This window comes from Vibrio sp. 10N.286.51.C3 (genome assembly GCF_003050065.1).
In the GTDB taxonomy this organism is placed as follows: Bacteria; Pseudomonadota; Gammaproteobacteria; order Enterobacterales; family Vibrionaceae; genus Vibrio; species Vibrio crassostreae.
In genome coordinates this window covers 244,436-259,885 of record NZ_PIGC01000003.1, presented here as the reverse complement: position 1 = coordinate 259,885, position 15,450 = coordinate 244,436, and the positions used below count along the sequence as shown (strand labels likewise).

Sequence of the window (15,450 nt, the reverse complement as noted above, 5' to 3'; positions counted from 1 at the left end):
AAGAAATGTTGAACAAGAAAAAGCAACGCGGTGCAGCCGCAATCGAATACGCCATTCTCGCAGCAGCAATGGCAGTCGTACTACTCAATTTTGTTGGCGGTGAGAACGGTGAGCTAACAACAGCAATCAGTGACGCCTACGGCACTGTAGTCACCAAACTAAAAGACGCACAACAAGCCTCAGAGTAAGCCCGTTTATTGCAAATTAAAGGAATAGTTATGACTGCCAAGCGACTCATGTTGCTGTCGTTATTTTGCTCGGTGCTCGGAATATCCGTTTTACTGTTGAGCCAAACCAATAGCGAGTCTGCGACCACCTCTTCTAAACAAGCCGTTAAGCAAACGGTCAAAGTGCTGGTTCCAACTCGCACGATAGAGATAGGTCAAGCCTATACACCAAACTCGTTCCGATGGAAAGAAGTTCCACAGCAAGAGTTGGAGAACTACATCGACCATGTGACACCGGAAGATATTTCTGCTGATCACTCTATGTCGGGGCTTGCACGTACCAAGCTCGTCAAAGACTCGATATTGTCGAAAGCGGATATTACCGAGCCAGAAGGCGGCTACTCGCTTTCATTAAAGCTACAACCAGGTTATCGCGCTATCTCAGTGCCTGTTGATCAGGTGACATCAAATTCGGGCTTTATTGAGCCGGGCGACCGCGTAGATATTCTCCTGCTCGGTTCACAAGATGGTGAGCTGCTTCGTTATGGCAATTCATCGCAGGGTTTGTATGTCACAACGATTGCTCATGATGTGAGAGTCTTGGCATTTAATGACAAACAAACGGCTGAGTCTTATCAAAAGGCCCGCGAATCTAATCATTATGAAAACGGTATCCCTGACGACAGCAGTGTCTCTTTAGAGGTAACCCCCGAGCAAGCAAACCAAGTTGTTTTGGCTAAACAATTAGGCAAGTTAACGCTCGTCTTACGCGGGCAAAACGAAGACCCAAATCAAACTCAGAATGCCAATTCAGCGACGCTGAAAGCCATCTCGCCAGACACAACTCAGGTATTGCCAGACGTCGGTTTGGTGGAGTTTAGAGCCGACAACAAAACGATCAACAATAAAACCGGAGCTGATAACAATGGCTAGTACCTGTCGTTGGTGGGGGATTCTCCTACTATCAAGCCTGTGCCTCTCTTTTGCATCAACAGCATCTGCGCTTGATGTGACAATCAATGAGGCAAAAATGATTCGCTTACCAGAAAAAGCGAAGTCAATTTTCATATCTAGCACCCATATTGCTGATTACCAAACCTTAACCAACACCAAGGTGATGGTATTTGGTAAGCGAGCTGGCAGTGCCACTATCACCGTTTTGAACGAGCAAGAACGCGTCATCTATACCAATAAGATTCGCGTGACTCACAACAGCCGCGAATTCAATGAATTGGTCAAAAACAAGTTCCCAGAAGCGTCCGTAAACGCGGAATCTCTGGGTGGAAAGTTATGGCTAAAAGGGCAAGTGCCTTCACCTATGATGGCGCATAATATCGTGTCCTTAGCGAAAGGCTACCTGTCTCCTATTGTTGACCAAGCCCAGCAACAAGAAAGCTCAAACACTCAAAACAATGCAGGTAGTAGCAATACGACGACTAAAGATCAGCCAATGCAATCCAATGAAGATGAGCTGATTAATCAATTGGTTGTCACCATGCCAAACCAGGTCAACATTCGAGTGAAAATCGCTGAAGTATCAAGAAATGTTTCTAACAAATTGGGGATCAAGTGGGGCTCTATCGCAGGTGGTGTTGGACAGTTTTCATTCTCTAAACTGCCGAATGTCAGCAGCTGGGGGAAACCAAGCATTACCGCACTGATTGATGCATTAGCGACAAATGGCATGATGTCTGTACTGGCTGAGCCTAACTTGACGGCGATGTCCGGCGAAGACGCTGAGTTTCTGGTGGGTGGTCAAGTCCCATTACCATTGATTACGGCTGATACCACTCAAATCGAGTACAAAGACTTCGGGGTAAAACTGAACTTTACACCAACGGTGCTCAGCCAAAATCGTATCAGTTTAAAGGTGAACCCAGAGGTCAGTAACGTTTCCATCGAAAACCAACAAGTGGTAAACGGGACTAACTTCCCCTCTTTTACTACCCGTAGTGCCGCTACCACCATCGAATTAGCCAGTGGACAGAGCTTTGCCTTGGGCGGCTTATTGAAGTCAGAAGACATTGAACAACTGCAAAAAGTGCCGCTTATCGGTGAAGTACCTGTACTAGGAAGCCTGTTCCGTTCAACTGAATTCACTCGCCGAGAAACAGAGTTGATCATCATTGTCACGGCTTACCTAGTACAGCCAACTCGTTCAGATTCGATGCAGCTACCAACCGACGGTCTCATTCCACTAAGCGATGTAGAACGTCTTCTGGCATGGCCAAGAATTCAACGAAAAAGAACACACGACCAAGACACATACACCGACAACCACAAGCCTCGCTTGCTGGGTGACAACGGGTTCTATTACTGAGGACATCATGAATAAATTATCCTTATTGCTCCCTGCCCTATTTGTGTTTGCGGGATGCGCACCTACGCCAACCACTCAGCAACCATCAGTCGATGTGATTTCTGTGACTAACAAGTTCTCTCTGACACTTGCAGGAAAAACGCTGTCGGCTCAGGAAAAAGCGGATATTTCTGACTTTATCTCTCGTCGAGGCAGCGCGAGTAGCTTGATGGTCAAAATCGAAAAAACGACTCAGAAAGGTGAACGTCAACTAGAGAAAGTAAGGCTTCACCTTATCGAATCAGGCCTCTATCCATCACAAATTTGGGTATCAGACGAAGCAACAGAAGGTAAAGGCGACATCACTATTTTAGTCGAGTCTTACCGAGCCAAAGTCACAGCCTGTGACGCGGGTAAAACGCCAAGAACCACGCTCAACGCCTACCGCACTCAGCGCAATTTTGGGTGTGCAAATGCCAACGCGCTTGCACAAATGGTAGCCAACCCTAAAGACCTGATCGTCGGTCAGCCGATTAATGGTGCTCAAGGGCAGAAAGCTGTCTCTAGTATCGATAACTACTTTGCTCCACCAGCCCAAAACCAACAGACAAATAATGGTTCTTCGACGACCACGCAAGGAGGTGCGCTATGAATCAAGTACACCAGTTAACGGTACTGATCGCAGCGTCTGAGCAACTCGATACCCTAGCGCTTACGCACACACTGAATAACTTTGGTATCCACAACATCACAGTCTCTTCAAATCAAGAAGACGACGTAGTGCGACACGTGCTGAAGCATGGTATTAAGACAGTATTTCTCGATGTGTTGAATTGTGAGCTGGCTGAGTCGAAACAAGCAGTACAGCGCTTAATTAAGCGTACAGGTTGTCAAGTTATCGCTATTGGCCACTCAGATGAAATTTTCATCTACCGTGGCATGCTGGCATCAGGCGCGAGTGATTACCTAGTGCCTCCTGTGACTCCACGAGATCTGGAACACGTTTCTTTCGCGGCTTTACAAAACAACAGCGAAAAACGAAATGAAAAAGTCATCTCGGTTGTCAGTGCGAAAGGCGGTTCAGGCAGCAGTACCATTACTGCAACTCTTGCTCAACAACTCGCAGAGCTCGATAAGAAAGTGGCTTGTCTAGACCTAGACTTTTCAATGGGCGATTTGGATCTGCTACTCAATGTTGAGGGGAACTCAGCATTAATCGAGCTTTTACAATACCCAGAGAGACTAGACCCGTTAGTATTCGAACGTAGTGGGATCAGCGTATCTGCAAAGCACACTCTCTTTACTGGCTATCTACCTTTAGATGCCACACCATTCTGGCCACAAAAGAGTGCTTTGGACCAATTTACTAAGTTTTGCCTACAAAACTCAGACTACCTATTAGTGGATATCCCAACTTACTCTTTGCGTGATCAAGTTGGCTTTGACGCACTGAAAAGTGCCGATATCCGAGTGATTGTCGTTGAGCCTACACTCGGCTCTATCCGCAATGCCGGCCAGATCATCAAACGACTTCAGAATCAAACCAACTCCCAAACGCTTGTTGTGCTCAATCACACCAAGTCTGATTCAGGCTCAATGATTTCAGTTAACGATGTGAAAAAGTCGTTAGGTGTACCGGTAGACGTTCTCATTCCATTCTCCCCGAACCACTTTTTAAGCAAGTCATCACTTGGTCAACCTGCCCACAAAGGCAACAGAAAAGTGAAAGTGGCGTTCAACGCTTTAGTTGAATTAATCACAGGTGAATCGCAGCAAAGCAGCCGCCGTTTTTGGAAGCGAGGTGCATAATGTTTGGTCAAAAAGCAAACACGGTTGATCCTATTGAAGTCAGCCAAGCTCGATTACGTGAAACGTTAACATCCGCTCCCTCGCTACGTGATCATTATCATGTGATTCATGAAGAGATCATCAAGGCAATCGATCCATCGGCTGTTGTGAGTTTAAGTGCGTCCGATCTTGAAGCTAGAATTTCAGAGATGGTATCGGAAATTGTAATCTCTAAACAGTTACCACTCGGTCATCAGGATGTGACTCATTCTGTAGAGCAGCTCCTACATGAATTTTTAGGTTTGGGGCCACTCCAACCTCTTATTGAAGACCAAACAGTCACTGACATCATGGTCAATGGTTACCGTGAAATTTATGTCGAGCGTTCAGGAAAACTGCAAAAAACCACGGTCCAATTTCGTAATGAAGAGCAGCTTCTCAACTTAGCGCGACGTATCGTGAGCAAAGTAGGTCGACGAATCGATGAATCGAATCCATTAGTTGATGCAAGGCTAGACGACGGCAGCCGTGTCAATGTCATGATCCCACCGCTCGCACTTGATGGAACCTACATCTCTATCCGTAAATTCAATGAAAAGAAGCTGACACTGAGCCAATTGGCACAGTTTGGTGCGATGTCGAATTCGATGATTAAGCTTATTGATATTATCGTTCGCTCTCGTCTCAACGTTCTTGTCGCGGGTGGTACCGGTGCAGGTAAAACCACCCTGCTTAATGCGATGTCTTTCAGCATCTCACCTCAAGAGCGCATCATCACCATTGAAGACACAGCAGAACTGCGCCTGCAACAACCCCATGTGGTACGTGCAGAAACTCGCCCAGCCAATGCAGAAGGTTTAACGCCGATTACTCAAAGAGAGTTAGTGAGAAATTCGCTACGTATGCGACCAGATCGCATCATTTTAGGCGAAGTTCGTGGCGATGAAGCCTTTGAAATGATGCAAGCGATGAACACAGGCCACGATGGTTCGCTGTGTACACTTCACGCCAACTCTGCAACGGACGCACTGGTGCGAATGGAGAACATGCTAATGATGAGCCAGGCGACACTGCCTCTATTTTCACTGCGTCGCCAAATCGCAGACACCATTGATGTGGTTATCCAAGTAGAACGAATGCGCGATGGTAAGCGACGCATTGTTTCAATAACCGAAGTGCAAGGGTTAGAGGGCGAGCAATACGTCACTCAGGAACTGTTCGCCTTTAAAACGTTATCGGAAGACCAGCAAGGCAACCTAATTGGTGAATATAAGAGTGCCAAGTGCGTACCAAGCTTCAACGAAAAAGCGAAATATCACCAGTTAGACGCTCAACTAAGGGTGGCAATGGAGCTTGAAGCCGGATGATTTTTGTTCTTACTATTTCTGCGCTGCTGGCTACGGTTTGGCTAATAAAGCTCAACTCAAAACAAGCCATTGTTAATAAGCGACTGTCCTTGGTATCTGGTTCATACAAAGCAAGCCCTGCAGACGTTTCTATCAAAAAGTCGAGCCACCAGCGCACCAACAAACTGCATGCGTTTTTCCTGCGAATAAATGCTTTGCTACCTGCTTGGGATAAGTATTTTATCGCCTCAATGGTTGTTGGTTTGCCAGTTGCTGGTTACCTGTTAGTGCCAGAGCTTCCAGTACACCTTCGATTACTTGCAGCGGTTGGGCTGTGGCTCATATGTACCTGCGCCATTGTGTTTTATCGCAGAAAGAGACAAGTAGAAGAGTTTGAAAAAGACATCATCAACGTCCTTGGATTAATTTCTAGAGCGGTATCAGCAGGGTTATCCATCCCACAAGCGATTGATCAAGTGGCACAAACGCAACCTGGTTTGCTAGGACGAGAGTTCTCTTACCTTCGCGATAATCTCGCGCTTGGCCTTAGTCTTCGTCAGAGTCTCGATGATACGTGCATTCGTCTTCCTTACAGCAGCTTTCGTTATTTCTCTGTTGCACTGATCCTTAACCAGTCGAATGGTGGTCAACTGCGCGACATTCTTCATAGCTTAAGCCGAACCATGCATGACAACCGAGCGATGAGAAAGAAGGTGAAGAGCCTAACCTCAGAGCCTCGCATCACAGCGTTATTTCTCTCTGTCTTACCCATTGGGTTGCTAGGTGGCATCTATTTAATTGAGCCCTACATGATTAAGCAGCTGTTTAACACTGAACTAGGTCAACGAGTGCTGACCTATGCATTGATTAGCATCAGCATCGGCACCTTAATTTTGAATGCTCTGACTCGTAATAAGAGGTTCTCATCATGATGTATTTTGCCATGCTGCTGTTGGGATTAGCTGTTCTTCTCACGCTGATCGCACATCTATCTTCGTTCAAACGAGACGTTGTGGCTGAGCGACTGAATCGCGTATCAAGCTATTCCTCAAAGTACAAAAACACGTCGAGTAAGTGGCACTTCCAAGGTGAGAAGTCTCGACGTCAAAAGCTCGTTCTGATTGGCTGGCTGAACCCTAATGCAGAGATCTACTTTTTAGGACTTAGGTTGCTCACCATGGCCGCAGGTACTGTTACTTGGTATGCCACTCGCATCCAAGTGCTAACGATGAATTCGGCGGCAGAGTGTATCGCTATCGGCATCGTGGTCGGCATCCTATTCGATCGTATTCTTGAATGGCGTGTGAACCAAGTTCGAATGCAGATCAGCCGAGTAATACCCGATGCCGTCGACCTAATGGTGGTGTGTGTTGCATCTGGCTTAACACTCGAAGCGGTATTTCGCTGTGTCGGTGAAGAGATGCGTTCTATCTCTCCAGCATTGTCACGCGAATGGCTACTCACAGCAACTGAGATATCGGTTCTTGATTCACCACAAACGGCACTCAACAACTTAGACAAACGCGTACAACTGTCTGACATCAACAACGTTGTCACTACCATGAACCAAGCGCTGCAATACGGTACGCCTATCGCTGACGCCCTCAAACTGATCGCTTCGGATAGCCGTCAATACCACTTCTTAGAACTGGAAGAATGGGTGGGGAAAATACCAGCCAAAATGTCATTCCCTTTGGTGGTTTTCATCATGCTACCTGTGGTGGGCATCATCGTTGTGCCAATCATGTTGTCTCTTACACAAACTCTGGGGGGCTTATGAGAACCATCCCGTTATTCTTTTTGTCGCTGATATTGTTCGGCTGTCAATCCACTAACCACGTTGAAAAAGATACCGCCGAAAACATGAAAGTGGCAGAAGTTGCGTTAATGAACGGTAAGCCAGAGAGCGCCATGGATCTCTACCGAAAAATGTTGGTATCGAAACCCAATGACCCGCAGTTACTGCTGTTGATGGGCTCTGCAGCCAATCAAGCCAGTCGTTATGACGAAGCACTGCATTACTTAAAGCGTGGTATCGAGCTTAATCAATCCAGTGCGATTTACCGCGAGCTAGGTCGTTCATGGTTAGCTTTAGGAGAGCTTGAACAAGCGACTTCAGCTCTTGAAGAGTCTGTTCAACTGGAGGCGTCCGATGACGTTGCTCAAAATAGCTTAGGAGTCAGTTACTCGCTCAATAAACAGTATTCCAAGGCAAGAGAGTGTTACTCAAATGCCCTTAGCTTAATGCCTTCAAGCAACGAATACCGAAACAACCTCGCTATGGCTTGGATACTCGATGGTAAACCAGATCAAGGGATTCGTATTCTGCACCCGATCTTTGTCAGAGGTGAAGCTAGCGTAAAACTCCAGCTTAACCTTGCGTTGGCTTACGCGCTTTCTGGCGACAGCGAGTCTGCAAAAGCGATCGCTCGTGAACACTTATCGCAACCGGAATACGCTAACAATAGCTTGTATTATCAAGCCCTAGCCGCTCACGCTGATCGAGGAGAACAATAATGCTCTCTCGTCAGAAAGGTGCGAATAGCGTTGAGTTTCTAATGATCACCCTACCGTTTCTATTGCTGATAATAGGGGTCTTTGAGATCTGCCGCCTGCTGCTAGTCAGCATCATCTTCGATGTCGCCGTTCATGCAGGAGCTCGAGAAGTCAAAATTCGACCAGTTGGTCCCATAGCAAACCAAGTTTTCATCGACACTATCGACAAGTTCCCACTGCTCGATCGCAGCAAGATCAAGTTGTCTCAACCTTTATACGTTGAAAACCTACCGGACTTAGTTAACAGGAAAGCGGCACCGATAAGCAAAGCAGTATTGGGGGAGTACACGGTGTCCTACGCATTCTCATTCGCTCTGCTGCCGAGCCTTTCGACCCAGTTTTTAGAACGTAGCGGGAAAATGACAACCTTGGAAAAAAAGGTATTGGTGAGCTATGACGGTTAATAAAACACACCCGAGAAAACAAGCGGGATCAGCTGCTGTTGAGTTTCCATTTGTCGTACTCGCGATGATGATCATTCTGTGGGGGTTCGTTGCTATCTACCGCTTATTCAGTATGCAGACTCAGTTAGACAATGTTACCTACAACCTAGTGAATGCGATTTCTTCAACTCAACTCAAACCTGAGCAAGGTAAGAATGGTTTACCCGAGACTCTTAAAGGTCCATTACTCGTGCTCGCTGAACGTTATCTGCCGAGTAGCATTGCTCGTGGCGATATTGGGCTTTTACTTGAAAGTCGTGTCTTTGATACTGCCGCTTCGACGTGGGAATACGAATATCTTTATGCGGGAAGCAACTGCCAAAGTGATCCACCTATTGAGGACCTTACGGACATGCTTGTTGTAGGCAACGGTGATCCTGCATTGAATGGAAAACCATCAACTTTGATTCAGCTGACCTTATGCGTAAAGACACCATTTGACTACGAACGGCTCGATCTTCCAAAAAGCCTAAAGAGCTCATCTGTAGTGATAGGTAAGCACTATGGTTAAGTCAATGTTTAGCAGCCTAGCCCGTCAGCAAAAAGGTTCGATCACCCTTTCTTTCTTGGCACTGCTGCTCCCTGCACTATTTATCGCCGTCGGCACTTTGATGATATCGGCGCAAGTGATGGTTTCTAATCGAGCCGCGCAAGCCGCTGATTCTGCCGCACTGGCTTGTGCTTTTGCTGATGAGGCGACTCCGAGAATGATGCGAGTATACCAAGATTACTATCACCCAACACTGAAAGGTGTGAGTGGATTAACGCCAGAAAACCAAGGCTGCCGAATTAGCCTAGGTTACTCCGTTACACCGCTACTACCGCATTTCAGCTATGAACGCTACGACCAAAATGTGACTGCAACAGGTGGTGGCTTTAAGGGGGGGGTTGAAAGCAAACACTCTGCGATTCCAACAGAGTTGGTATTGGTACTCGACGTATCTGGCTCCATGGGCTCAAACATGTCATCACTAAAATCTATTTTGTCCAACGCATTGAATACGATTCAATCTCAGAGCAATAACGCTAACGATTTAGATTCAGTAAGTATCTCGATCGTTCCTTTTGACTCTGGGGTGGCAACACATCGCCCGCCCTGGTTATCCAAAGAAGCAGCCGGAATCTACTGTATCGATGGACTTAGCTATCGTAATGGCGATTTCTCTGCGGCGCTGACCGTAGATAACCTCGCGACGCTGCATTCAGAGCGACCTGTGAAGTTTACGCCGCCAAGTAAGTGGTTAAGCGACTGCAATCAAGACTCACCAATGTTGCCATTGACCAACGTATTTTCCAGAGTCCAAAACTCGATAAACAGCCTAACTGCAAACGGTGGTACTCGCTCTTATCAAGGTTTGGTATGGGGAGTGAGACAGCTTATCCCAAGTTGGCAACAAGCATGGGGAATAAACGTAAGCACTGTACCCGAAACTAGAAGAAAACTGGTGTTATTCACCGATGGCGCTGACGAAGGAGACGCGTTCAATCAATTGGTGAACGCTGGTTTTTGCACTACGGCTATCAAGCAATACGGCATTGAAATGAATTTCATCGGCTATGGCGTCAGCCCATCTCGAATTACTCAATTCGAGAACTGTGCAGGAAATCCTTTACGCGTATTCAGTGCCACCAATACGACACAACTTAACGAGTACTTCTCCGACATTTTGGCGGTTGAATACTCGGCAAGCATCCGACTCACTCGCTAATTCAAACAAAGCGCTTGATTCAAAAGCATCGAATTTAAAACAGATAAATTAAAAACAATATGGAGAAACACATGTTTACACGAGCCCTAGCGTTATTGGCGCTGTGCCTTTCTTTACCTGCATTGGCTTATCAAGAAGGCGATTCTTTATCGCAAGACGTTATCAAGAAACTGCAACTCAACAACGAGGAGCTCACCATTGTCGACTTCTTTGCTGAATGGTGCGTTTCTTGCCGAGAAGAGCTTCCAGAAGTAAACCAACTCTACAAAGAACTTAAAGGCACTGGCGTGACGTTCAAAGGCGTTGATGTCGATGAAGATGTTGAAGTTGGCCTTGAGTTTCAAAAGCGGCTCGGATTGGAATTCCCAGTAGTGAACGATCCAGAGCAAGCATTGATCGCTGAGTTTAAACCTATCGGTATGCCTGCACTTTATTACATCTACCAAGGCAAGGTTATCAAGATTCGCTTTGGTGCCATTAACCACATTGGCGACGTCATTACTGACGACCTCACCAAGATGGGAGTGCAACTGTAATGCTAATCAAAGCCTCCCTTATTGGGCTACTTGCTATTCCAATGACCGCTAACGCAGCTCTCGAACTCGACCTTAGTGGTTTGGGAAAAAAGCCCGTTGAGCAGCAAGCCAGTAATAACAGCACTAACAGCGATGGTCCCATCGTAGAAGAAGAGATCATCTCCAGCACGGTTTACTCCAGTAGCGGCACGCACTCAAACCAAACCACCAAGAGCGCAACAAGACGCAACATCGACATGGTCACACCAAAGGCAAAGCAGCTGGTTATCAAAGAGAAAGCGCCAGAAGAGACTAACAAGCCTTCAGCGTTAGCGTTTGTCGATGAATTTCTTGGCATTGAGCCGGTAAAGCCTTGGGAGAAAGGAACGCTAGCTCAAAAAGAGATGAAACCGGGCGGTCCAGTACCGGAATTCGATGTGTTCTCCGAAAAAGTCTTCGCCTACAAACAAGGCTCTGTGGGTGGCAGCGGTGTTGGCGGTGGCGGATGTGGCTGTAACTAACCATTAAATCGACAAAAAACACTCAATCAATAAAAAATATTCAGTACTTCAAAAACAAAATAAGAACAAAATGAAAAAACTACCAATTACGCTGCTCAGTGCAGCGGCAGTGGCTAATGTGGCATTAGCTGAAGATCATGTCTCTGTTCATTACCTTAGCTATGAGGAATACGATGACAGAGTATCAGCCAATGACACCATGGTTTCGATTGAAAAAAGTATCGGCTTAAATTGGACCCTAAACGCAGAAATAAGCTACGACAGTGTTTCAGGTGCTTCTCCAGCTTGGGGCCCTACGACACCTCCAGGCTCGGATGCCGACAAGATAAATCGCGCCGTGAAAACTCAGCAAGCCCAGAATAAAACTAATGAGGTCATCCGTGCGGGTTACGATCCTCACCGTGACAGTTATGAGGTCCAGAAGGTCGGCCTAGAAGACACAAGAAAAGCACTCAGCTTGAGTGCCACCTACCGTGACAGGCTGCGTAATGAATGGACCTTTGGCGGTAACGTATCTCAAGAAGAAGACTACGAAAGCATTGGTATCAATGGTAAAGGCTTGATTTATGCTGATAGCGCTAAAAACCGTTCGTACAGCTTAGGGGGCTCTGCTCTTTTCGACCAAACTCAGGCATTTGGCAAATACGTTTTAGGCTCTTCTAACAGCCAGAGCTGGGAAGACATTTTCACAGGCAGCTTAGAAGCGGGGTTATCTCAAACCTTTACACCAAATCTGTACAGCATTTTTACCGCTTATGCAGGCTACCGTAGCGGTTACTTGAGCAACCACTATTTAACGGTTCTTCGCGAAGTCGATATTAACGACGATGGCAAAATCGATGATGACGAAGTGTTCTTGGGGCAAGACTCTAGACCCGATACCCGAGTCTCTGGCGGTATTAATCTTCAGGCCTTTTACTCTTTGTCAGACAGTATAAAAATCCGACCTCGATACAAATGGTTCATAGATGACTGGGGCGTGATGTCTCATCAGTTGGGCGGAAAATTATCTTGGCGTGTCAGTGAGTGGCTAACCCTTGCACCCGGTTATTTCTGGTATACGCAAGATGCGGCAGATTTCTATCGCGATCCTAGTAGCGCAGATCCTTCTTTTGCTTCGACAGGTTACGCGACTTCTGACCTTCGCCTAGGTAACTTCACTGCGAATGCTTATGAGCTTGGCGCGAGCGTTAAGGTCCATAAAACCGTGCGTTTAAATGCGCTTGCGGCTTACTACGAACAGAGCAACGGGTTTGAAGCACAGTGGTGGGCGATTGGAGCAACTTATGAATTCTAAGCTGCCCTTTGTCCATCGCTTTCATGCCATGACAGTACCTTGCGAAGTACAGATCTTATCGCTTGATTTGACTCACTTTCCAAAGGCGTGCGCAAAAGACATCGCTGATGAGATAGAGCAGAACACACATCGATTAGAGGGCAAATATAACTTCTACAGCGATGATTCATGGCTAACGCGACATATTAATCAGCGCACAACCAGTGAAGTCGAACTCGATTCGGAGTCTGCGGAAGTTTTTGAGCATCTCGATCGATTAAGCCAACTGACATTTGACACATTTGATACCACCGTTGGCAGCATCAAGCATCTTTTAAAACAGAAGCCGAAGATGTCACACAGCCATGCGTTTCAAGCTCTCTCTTCCGCACTGGGCAAGCAGGCTTGGGAGCTAAAAGAGACAATGTTTCTAGAAGGGACAATCGTTCGACAAAGAAAAGTCGATCAACAAAAGACAAGGCTGCACGTTCCAGATTCACGCACCCGCTTCGATTTTGGCGGCGTCATCAAAGAGTACTCGGTCGATCAAGCAGTAAAGATAGGTAAGCGACTTGGTGCAACTTCAATGTTGGTGAATTTTGGCGGCGATATCTATGCATTGGGTACAAAGCCAGATAGTTCGCCATTTAACATTGCGGTTCTGGATCCAAGAGACAACAAGACACCTTTTTTTGCCATTCCGATTACCGACGCGGCGCTGACCACATCAGCCCACAGTGAACGTCAGATGCAGTTCGGCGATAGAACCACGTCTCATATTTTGTCGAAGCAAGATGTTGAGAAGAAGATTCTATCAGTTACCGCGATTGCTTCCTCCACTTTGGAGGCGGGCGTGCTCAGCACATCTCTAACACTGAACCCCAATATTTCAGTGCCTGAAGACAGCGCTGTTATCTACATCGATGATCAATTACACATTCACCAAAACACGGAGTTTTTGCATTCATGAAAAGCTACCTACTCACTTTAATTCTATTGTTTAGCAGCTTTTTGCATGCTCAAGAAAACGAATTTCTTTCTGTTGAACAAGCCTTCCCTGTCACATGGGAAGCAACAGACCAAGGCGCGGTAATTAGCTTTGATACCCACAAGGGCTACTACCTGTACCGATCTCGATTCTCGTTCAAAGAAGAGTCGTCACTATCGACAAAAGAGCCTCAATACTCGCTGCTAGGTGAAGAAAAACAGGATCCGAACTTTGGTAACGTTGTTGTCTTTCACGAGCCGCTAACCGTTACCGTGCCTTACACCGGCCGTGGCAAACTCACCGTGCGTTACCAAGGCTGTGCAGATAAAGGGCTTTGCTATCTGCCACAAAAGTTAGTGCTCGATCTACCTATGATCGAAGCCTTAGCTGCAGCCCAGATTGAGGAGCAATCAAACTCTCTAGTTCAAACCCTAGGTGAGATCAGTGAAGACACCAATGGCTTATCTTCGTTCCTATCCCAAGCCGGTAAGTTACAAGCGCTGCTTGTGTTCTTCTTGCTCGGTTTGGGCTTGTCCCTCACGCCATGTGTACTGCCGATGATTCCAATTTTAGCCAGTATCATCGGTGGCGAAAAAGCAATGACAGGTAAGAAAGGTGCGGCACTTTCTAGCTCTTATGTTCTGGGTATGGCAACCAGTTACGCGATGACTGGAATCCTAGTCACCACATTGGCAAAAGGGGTCAACCTGCAAGCCGCGATGCAACAACCTTGGTTGTTAAGTAGCTTTGCAGCGATTTTTGTTCTGCTTGCATTGGCAATGTTCGGCTTCTATGAACTTCAATTACCAGCCGCACTGCAGCAAAAACTCAACAACGGTTCAGACAAGTTGGGCGGTGGCAAGATCGCCAGCGTGTTCGCAATGGGCGCAATATCTGCCTTGGTTGTGTCACCTTGCGTCAGTGCCCCATTAGCAGGGGCATTGCTGTACGTTTCAACGACTCAAGATTGGATGTTTGGCGGAGCGACTTTGTTCGTTATGGCACTAGGTATGGGCGTTCCACTTATAGCGATTGGAGCGAGTGGTGGACGTCTGTTGCTAAGAAGTGGCGCGTGGATGGTATCCGTAAAACAAGTGTTTGGCGTGCTGCTATTGGCGGTCGCTATCGTGTTGTTAAGCCGCTTTATTGATCCTTCGATCATCATGATCTTATGGGCACTACTTACTATTGGAACAGGTGTCCATTTCGGCGCTTTAGAAGCGGCACAACCGGGCTGGGCGCGCACTCGCAAATTCTCCGCTCTGCTGCCACTGAGCTATGGCTTGATTCTGTTTGTGGGTTATTTCCTAGGAAATTCCGATCCTCTCAACCCGCTTGCAAACCGAGAATCAGCCCAACCTATTGCGGCTACTCCCTTTGAGAAAACAGACTCGATTGATCAGCTAAAGAAACAGATACAAACCGCTGCCAACGCTAAACAGAAAGTACTGGTCGACCTTTATGCGGATTGGTGTGTCTCTTGCAAAGTGATTGAAACAAATGTGTTCAATGACCAACAAGTGAGCCAAAAACTGAAAGAGTGGCAGACCATAAAGCTTGATGTGACTGAAAGCTCACCAGAACAAATGGCATGGCTTAACGACAAAAATGTGTTCGGCCCACCCGCTATTTTCTTTTACTCCCCCGATAGTGGTGAAATAGAGCCTGCGCGTGTGATGGGAGATATTGATAAAGAAGGTTTCAATAACAAGCTCAAACTTGCTAATCAGCTTGTAGCAGCCCGCACAGCAGAGCCAGACAACCTGACAAACTAGACAATCACTCAATGACCTAAACGCCCAATCAATGATTGGGCGTTTTTATTTGGTTTACTTATTGCAC

The 15,450-nt window shown here is 46.7% G+C and carries 17 protein-coding genes; all 17 read left to right on the top strand.

Annotated features, from left to right (window positions below; translation table 11 throughout):
* Positions 1-5: 5 nt before the first annotated feature.
* The 17 genes from CWO27_RS04635 to dsbD all read left to right on the top strand — a co-directional run bounded on the left by CWO27_RS04635 (position 6) and on the right by dsbD (position 15,383).
* A complete protein-coding gene (locus tag CWO27_RS04635) occupies positions 6-188 on the top strand; it encodes a Flp family type IVb pilin (RefSeq protein WP_107898626.1) in 183 nt (60 codons plus the stop codon).
* Positions 189-218: 30 nt separating this feature from the next.
* Positions 219-1,100, top strand: coding sequence for a Flp pilus assembly protein CpaB (gene cpaB / locus CWO27_RS04630; protein WP_102433267.1), 882 nt, complete (start codon positions 219-221; stop codon positions 1,098-1,100).
* The gene (locus CWO27_RS04625) at positions 1,093-2,487 is read left to right on the top strand and encodes a type II and III secretion system protein family protein (protein WP_107898625.1); all 1,395 of its coding nucleotides are present in this window, start codon (positions 1,093-1,095) and stop codon (positions 2,485-2,487) included. The genes cpaB and CWO27_RS04625 overlap by 8 nt, the downstream gene beginning before the upstream one ends.
* A gap of 7 nt (positions 2,488-2,494) precedes the next feature.
* Positions 2,495-3,118 carry a CpaD family pilus assembly lipoprotein gene (locus tag CWO27_RS04620; RefSeq protein ID WP_107898624.1) on the top strand — a complete coding sequence of 208 codons (624 nt, stop codon included), beginning with the start codon at positions 2,495-2,497 and terminating at the stop codon, positions 3,116-3,118.
* Positions 3,115-4,275 carry a P-loop NTPase gene (locus tag CWO27_RS04615; RefSeq protein ID WP_107898623.1) on the top strand — a complete coding sequence of 387 codons (1,161 nt, stop codon included), beginning with the start codon at positions 3,115-3,117 and terminating at the stop codon, positions 4,273-4,275. Before CWO27_RS04620 ends, CWO27_RS04615 begins: the two co-directional genes overlap by 4 nt.
* Positions 4,275-5,621 carry a CpaF family protein gene (locus CWO27_RS04610; RefSeq protein WP_107898622.1) on the top strand — a complete coding sequence of 449 codons (1,347 nt, stop codon included), beginning with the start codon at positions 4,275-4,277 and terminating at the stop codon, positions 5,619-5,621. The genes CWO27_RS04615 and CWO27_RS04610 overlap by 1 nt, the downstream gene beginning before the upstream one ends.
* On the top strand, positions 5,618-6,532 hold the full coding sequence (locus CWO27_RS04605; protein WP_102433272.1) for a type II secretion system F family protein: 915 nt from the start codon (positions 5,618-5,620) through the stop codon (positions 6,530-6,532). The genes CWO27_RS04610 and CWO27_RS04605 overlap by 4 nt, the downstream gene beginning before the upstream one ends.
* Complete coding sequence (locus CWO27_RS04600) at positions 6,529-7,380, top strand: type II secretion system F family protein (protein WP_102433273.1); 852 nt, start codon at positions 6,529-6,531, stop codon at positions 7,378-7,380. The genes CWO27_RS04605 and CWO27_RS04600 overlap by 4 nt, the downstream gene beginning before the upstream one ends.
* Positions 7,377-8,117: a tetratricopeptide repeat protein gene (locus tag CWO27_RS04595; protein WP_102433274.1), complete on the top strand. Its 741-nt coding sequence runs from the start codon at positions 7,377-7,379 to the stop codon at positions 8,115-8,117. Before CWO27_RS04600 ends, CWO27_RS04595 begins: the two co-directional genes overlap by 4 nt.
* Entirely contained in the window at positions 8,117-8,560 is a 444-nt protein-coding gene (locus CWO27_RS04590; protein WP_102433275.1) for a TadE/TadG family type IV pilus assembly protein, read from the top strand. Before CWO27_RS04595 ends, CWO27_RS04590 begins: the two co-directional genes overlap by 1 nt.
* Positions 8,550-9,110: a tight adherence pilus pseudopilin TadF gene (tadF, locus tag CWO27_RS04585; protein ID WP_102433276.1), complete on the top strand. Its 561-nt coding sequence runs from the start codon at positions 8,550-8,552 to the stop codon at positions 9,108-9,110. The genes CWO27_RS04590 and tadF overlap by 11 nt, the downstream gene beginning before the upstream one ends.
* On the top strand, positions 9,103-10,308 hold the full coding sequence (locus tag CWO27_RS04580; protein WP_102478717.1) for a hypothetical protein: 1,206 nt from the start codon (positions 9,103-9,105) through the stop codon (positions 10,306-10,308). Before tadF ends, CWO27_RS04580 begins: the two co-directional genes overlap by 8 nt.
* 71 nt (positions 10,309-10,379) lie before the next feature.
* Complete coding sequence (locus CWO27_RS04575; RefSeq protein ID WP_102433278.1) at positions 10,380-10,844, top strand: TlpA family protein disulfide reductase; 465 nt, start codon at positions 10,380-10,382, stop codon at positions 10,842-10,844.
* Positions 10,844-11,344 (top strand): DUF4266 domain-containing protein, encoded by a 501-nt coding sequence (locus CWO27_RS04570; RefSeq protein ID WP_102433279.1) that lies wholly within the window; start codon positions 10,844-10,846, stop codon positions 11,342-11,344. The genes CWO27_RS04575 and CWO27_RS04570 overlap by 1 nt, the downstream gene beginning before the upstream one ends.
* Positions 11,345-11,414: 70 nt before the next feature.
* Complete coding sequence (locus CWO27_RS04565) at positions 11,415-12,641, top strand: DUF3570 domain-containing protein (protein ID WP_107898621.1); 1,227 nt, start codon at positions 11,415-11,417, stop codon at positions 12,639-12,641.
* A complete protein-coding gene (locus CWO27_RS04560) occupies positions 12,631-13,590 on the top strand; it encodes an FAD:protein FMN transferase (RefSeq protein WP_107898620.1) in 960 nt (319 codons plus the stop codon). Before CWO27_RS04565 ends, CWO27_RS04560 begins: the two co-directional genes overlap by 11 nt.
* A complete protein-coding gene (gene dsbD, locus CWO27_RS04555; protein WP_102433282.1) occupies positions 13,587-15,383 on the top strand; it encodes a protein-disulfide reductase DsbD in 1,797 nt (598 codons plus the stop codon). Before CWO27_RS04560 ends, dsbD begins: the two co-directional genes overlap by 4 nt.
* Positions 15,384-15,450 lie beyond the last annotated feature (67 nt).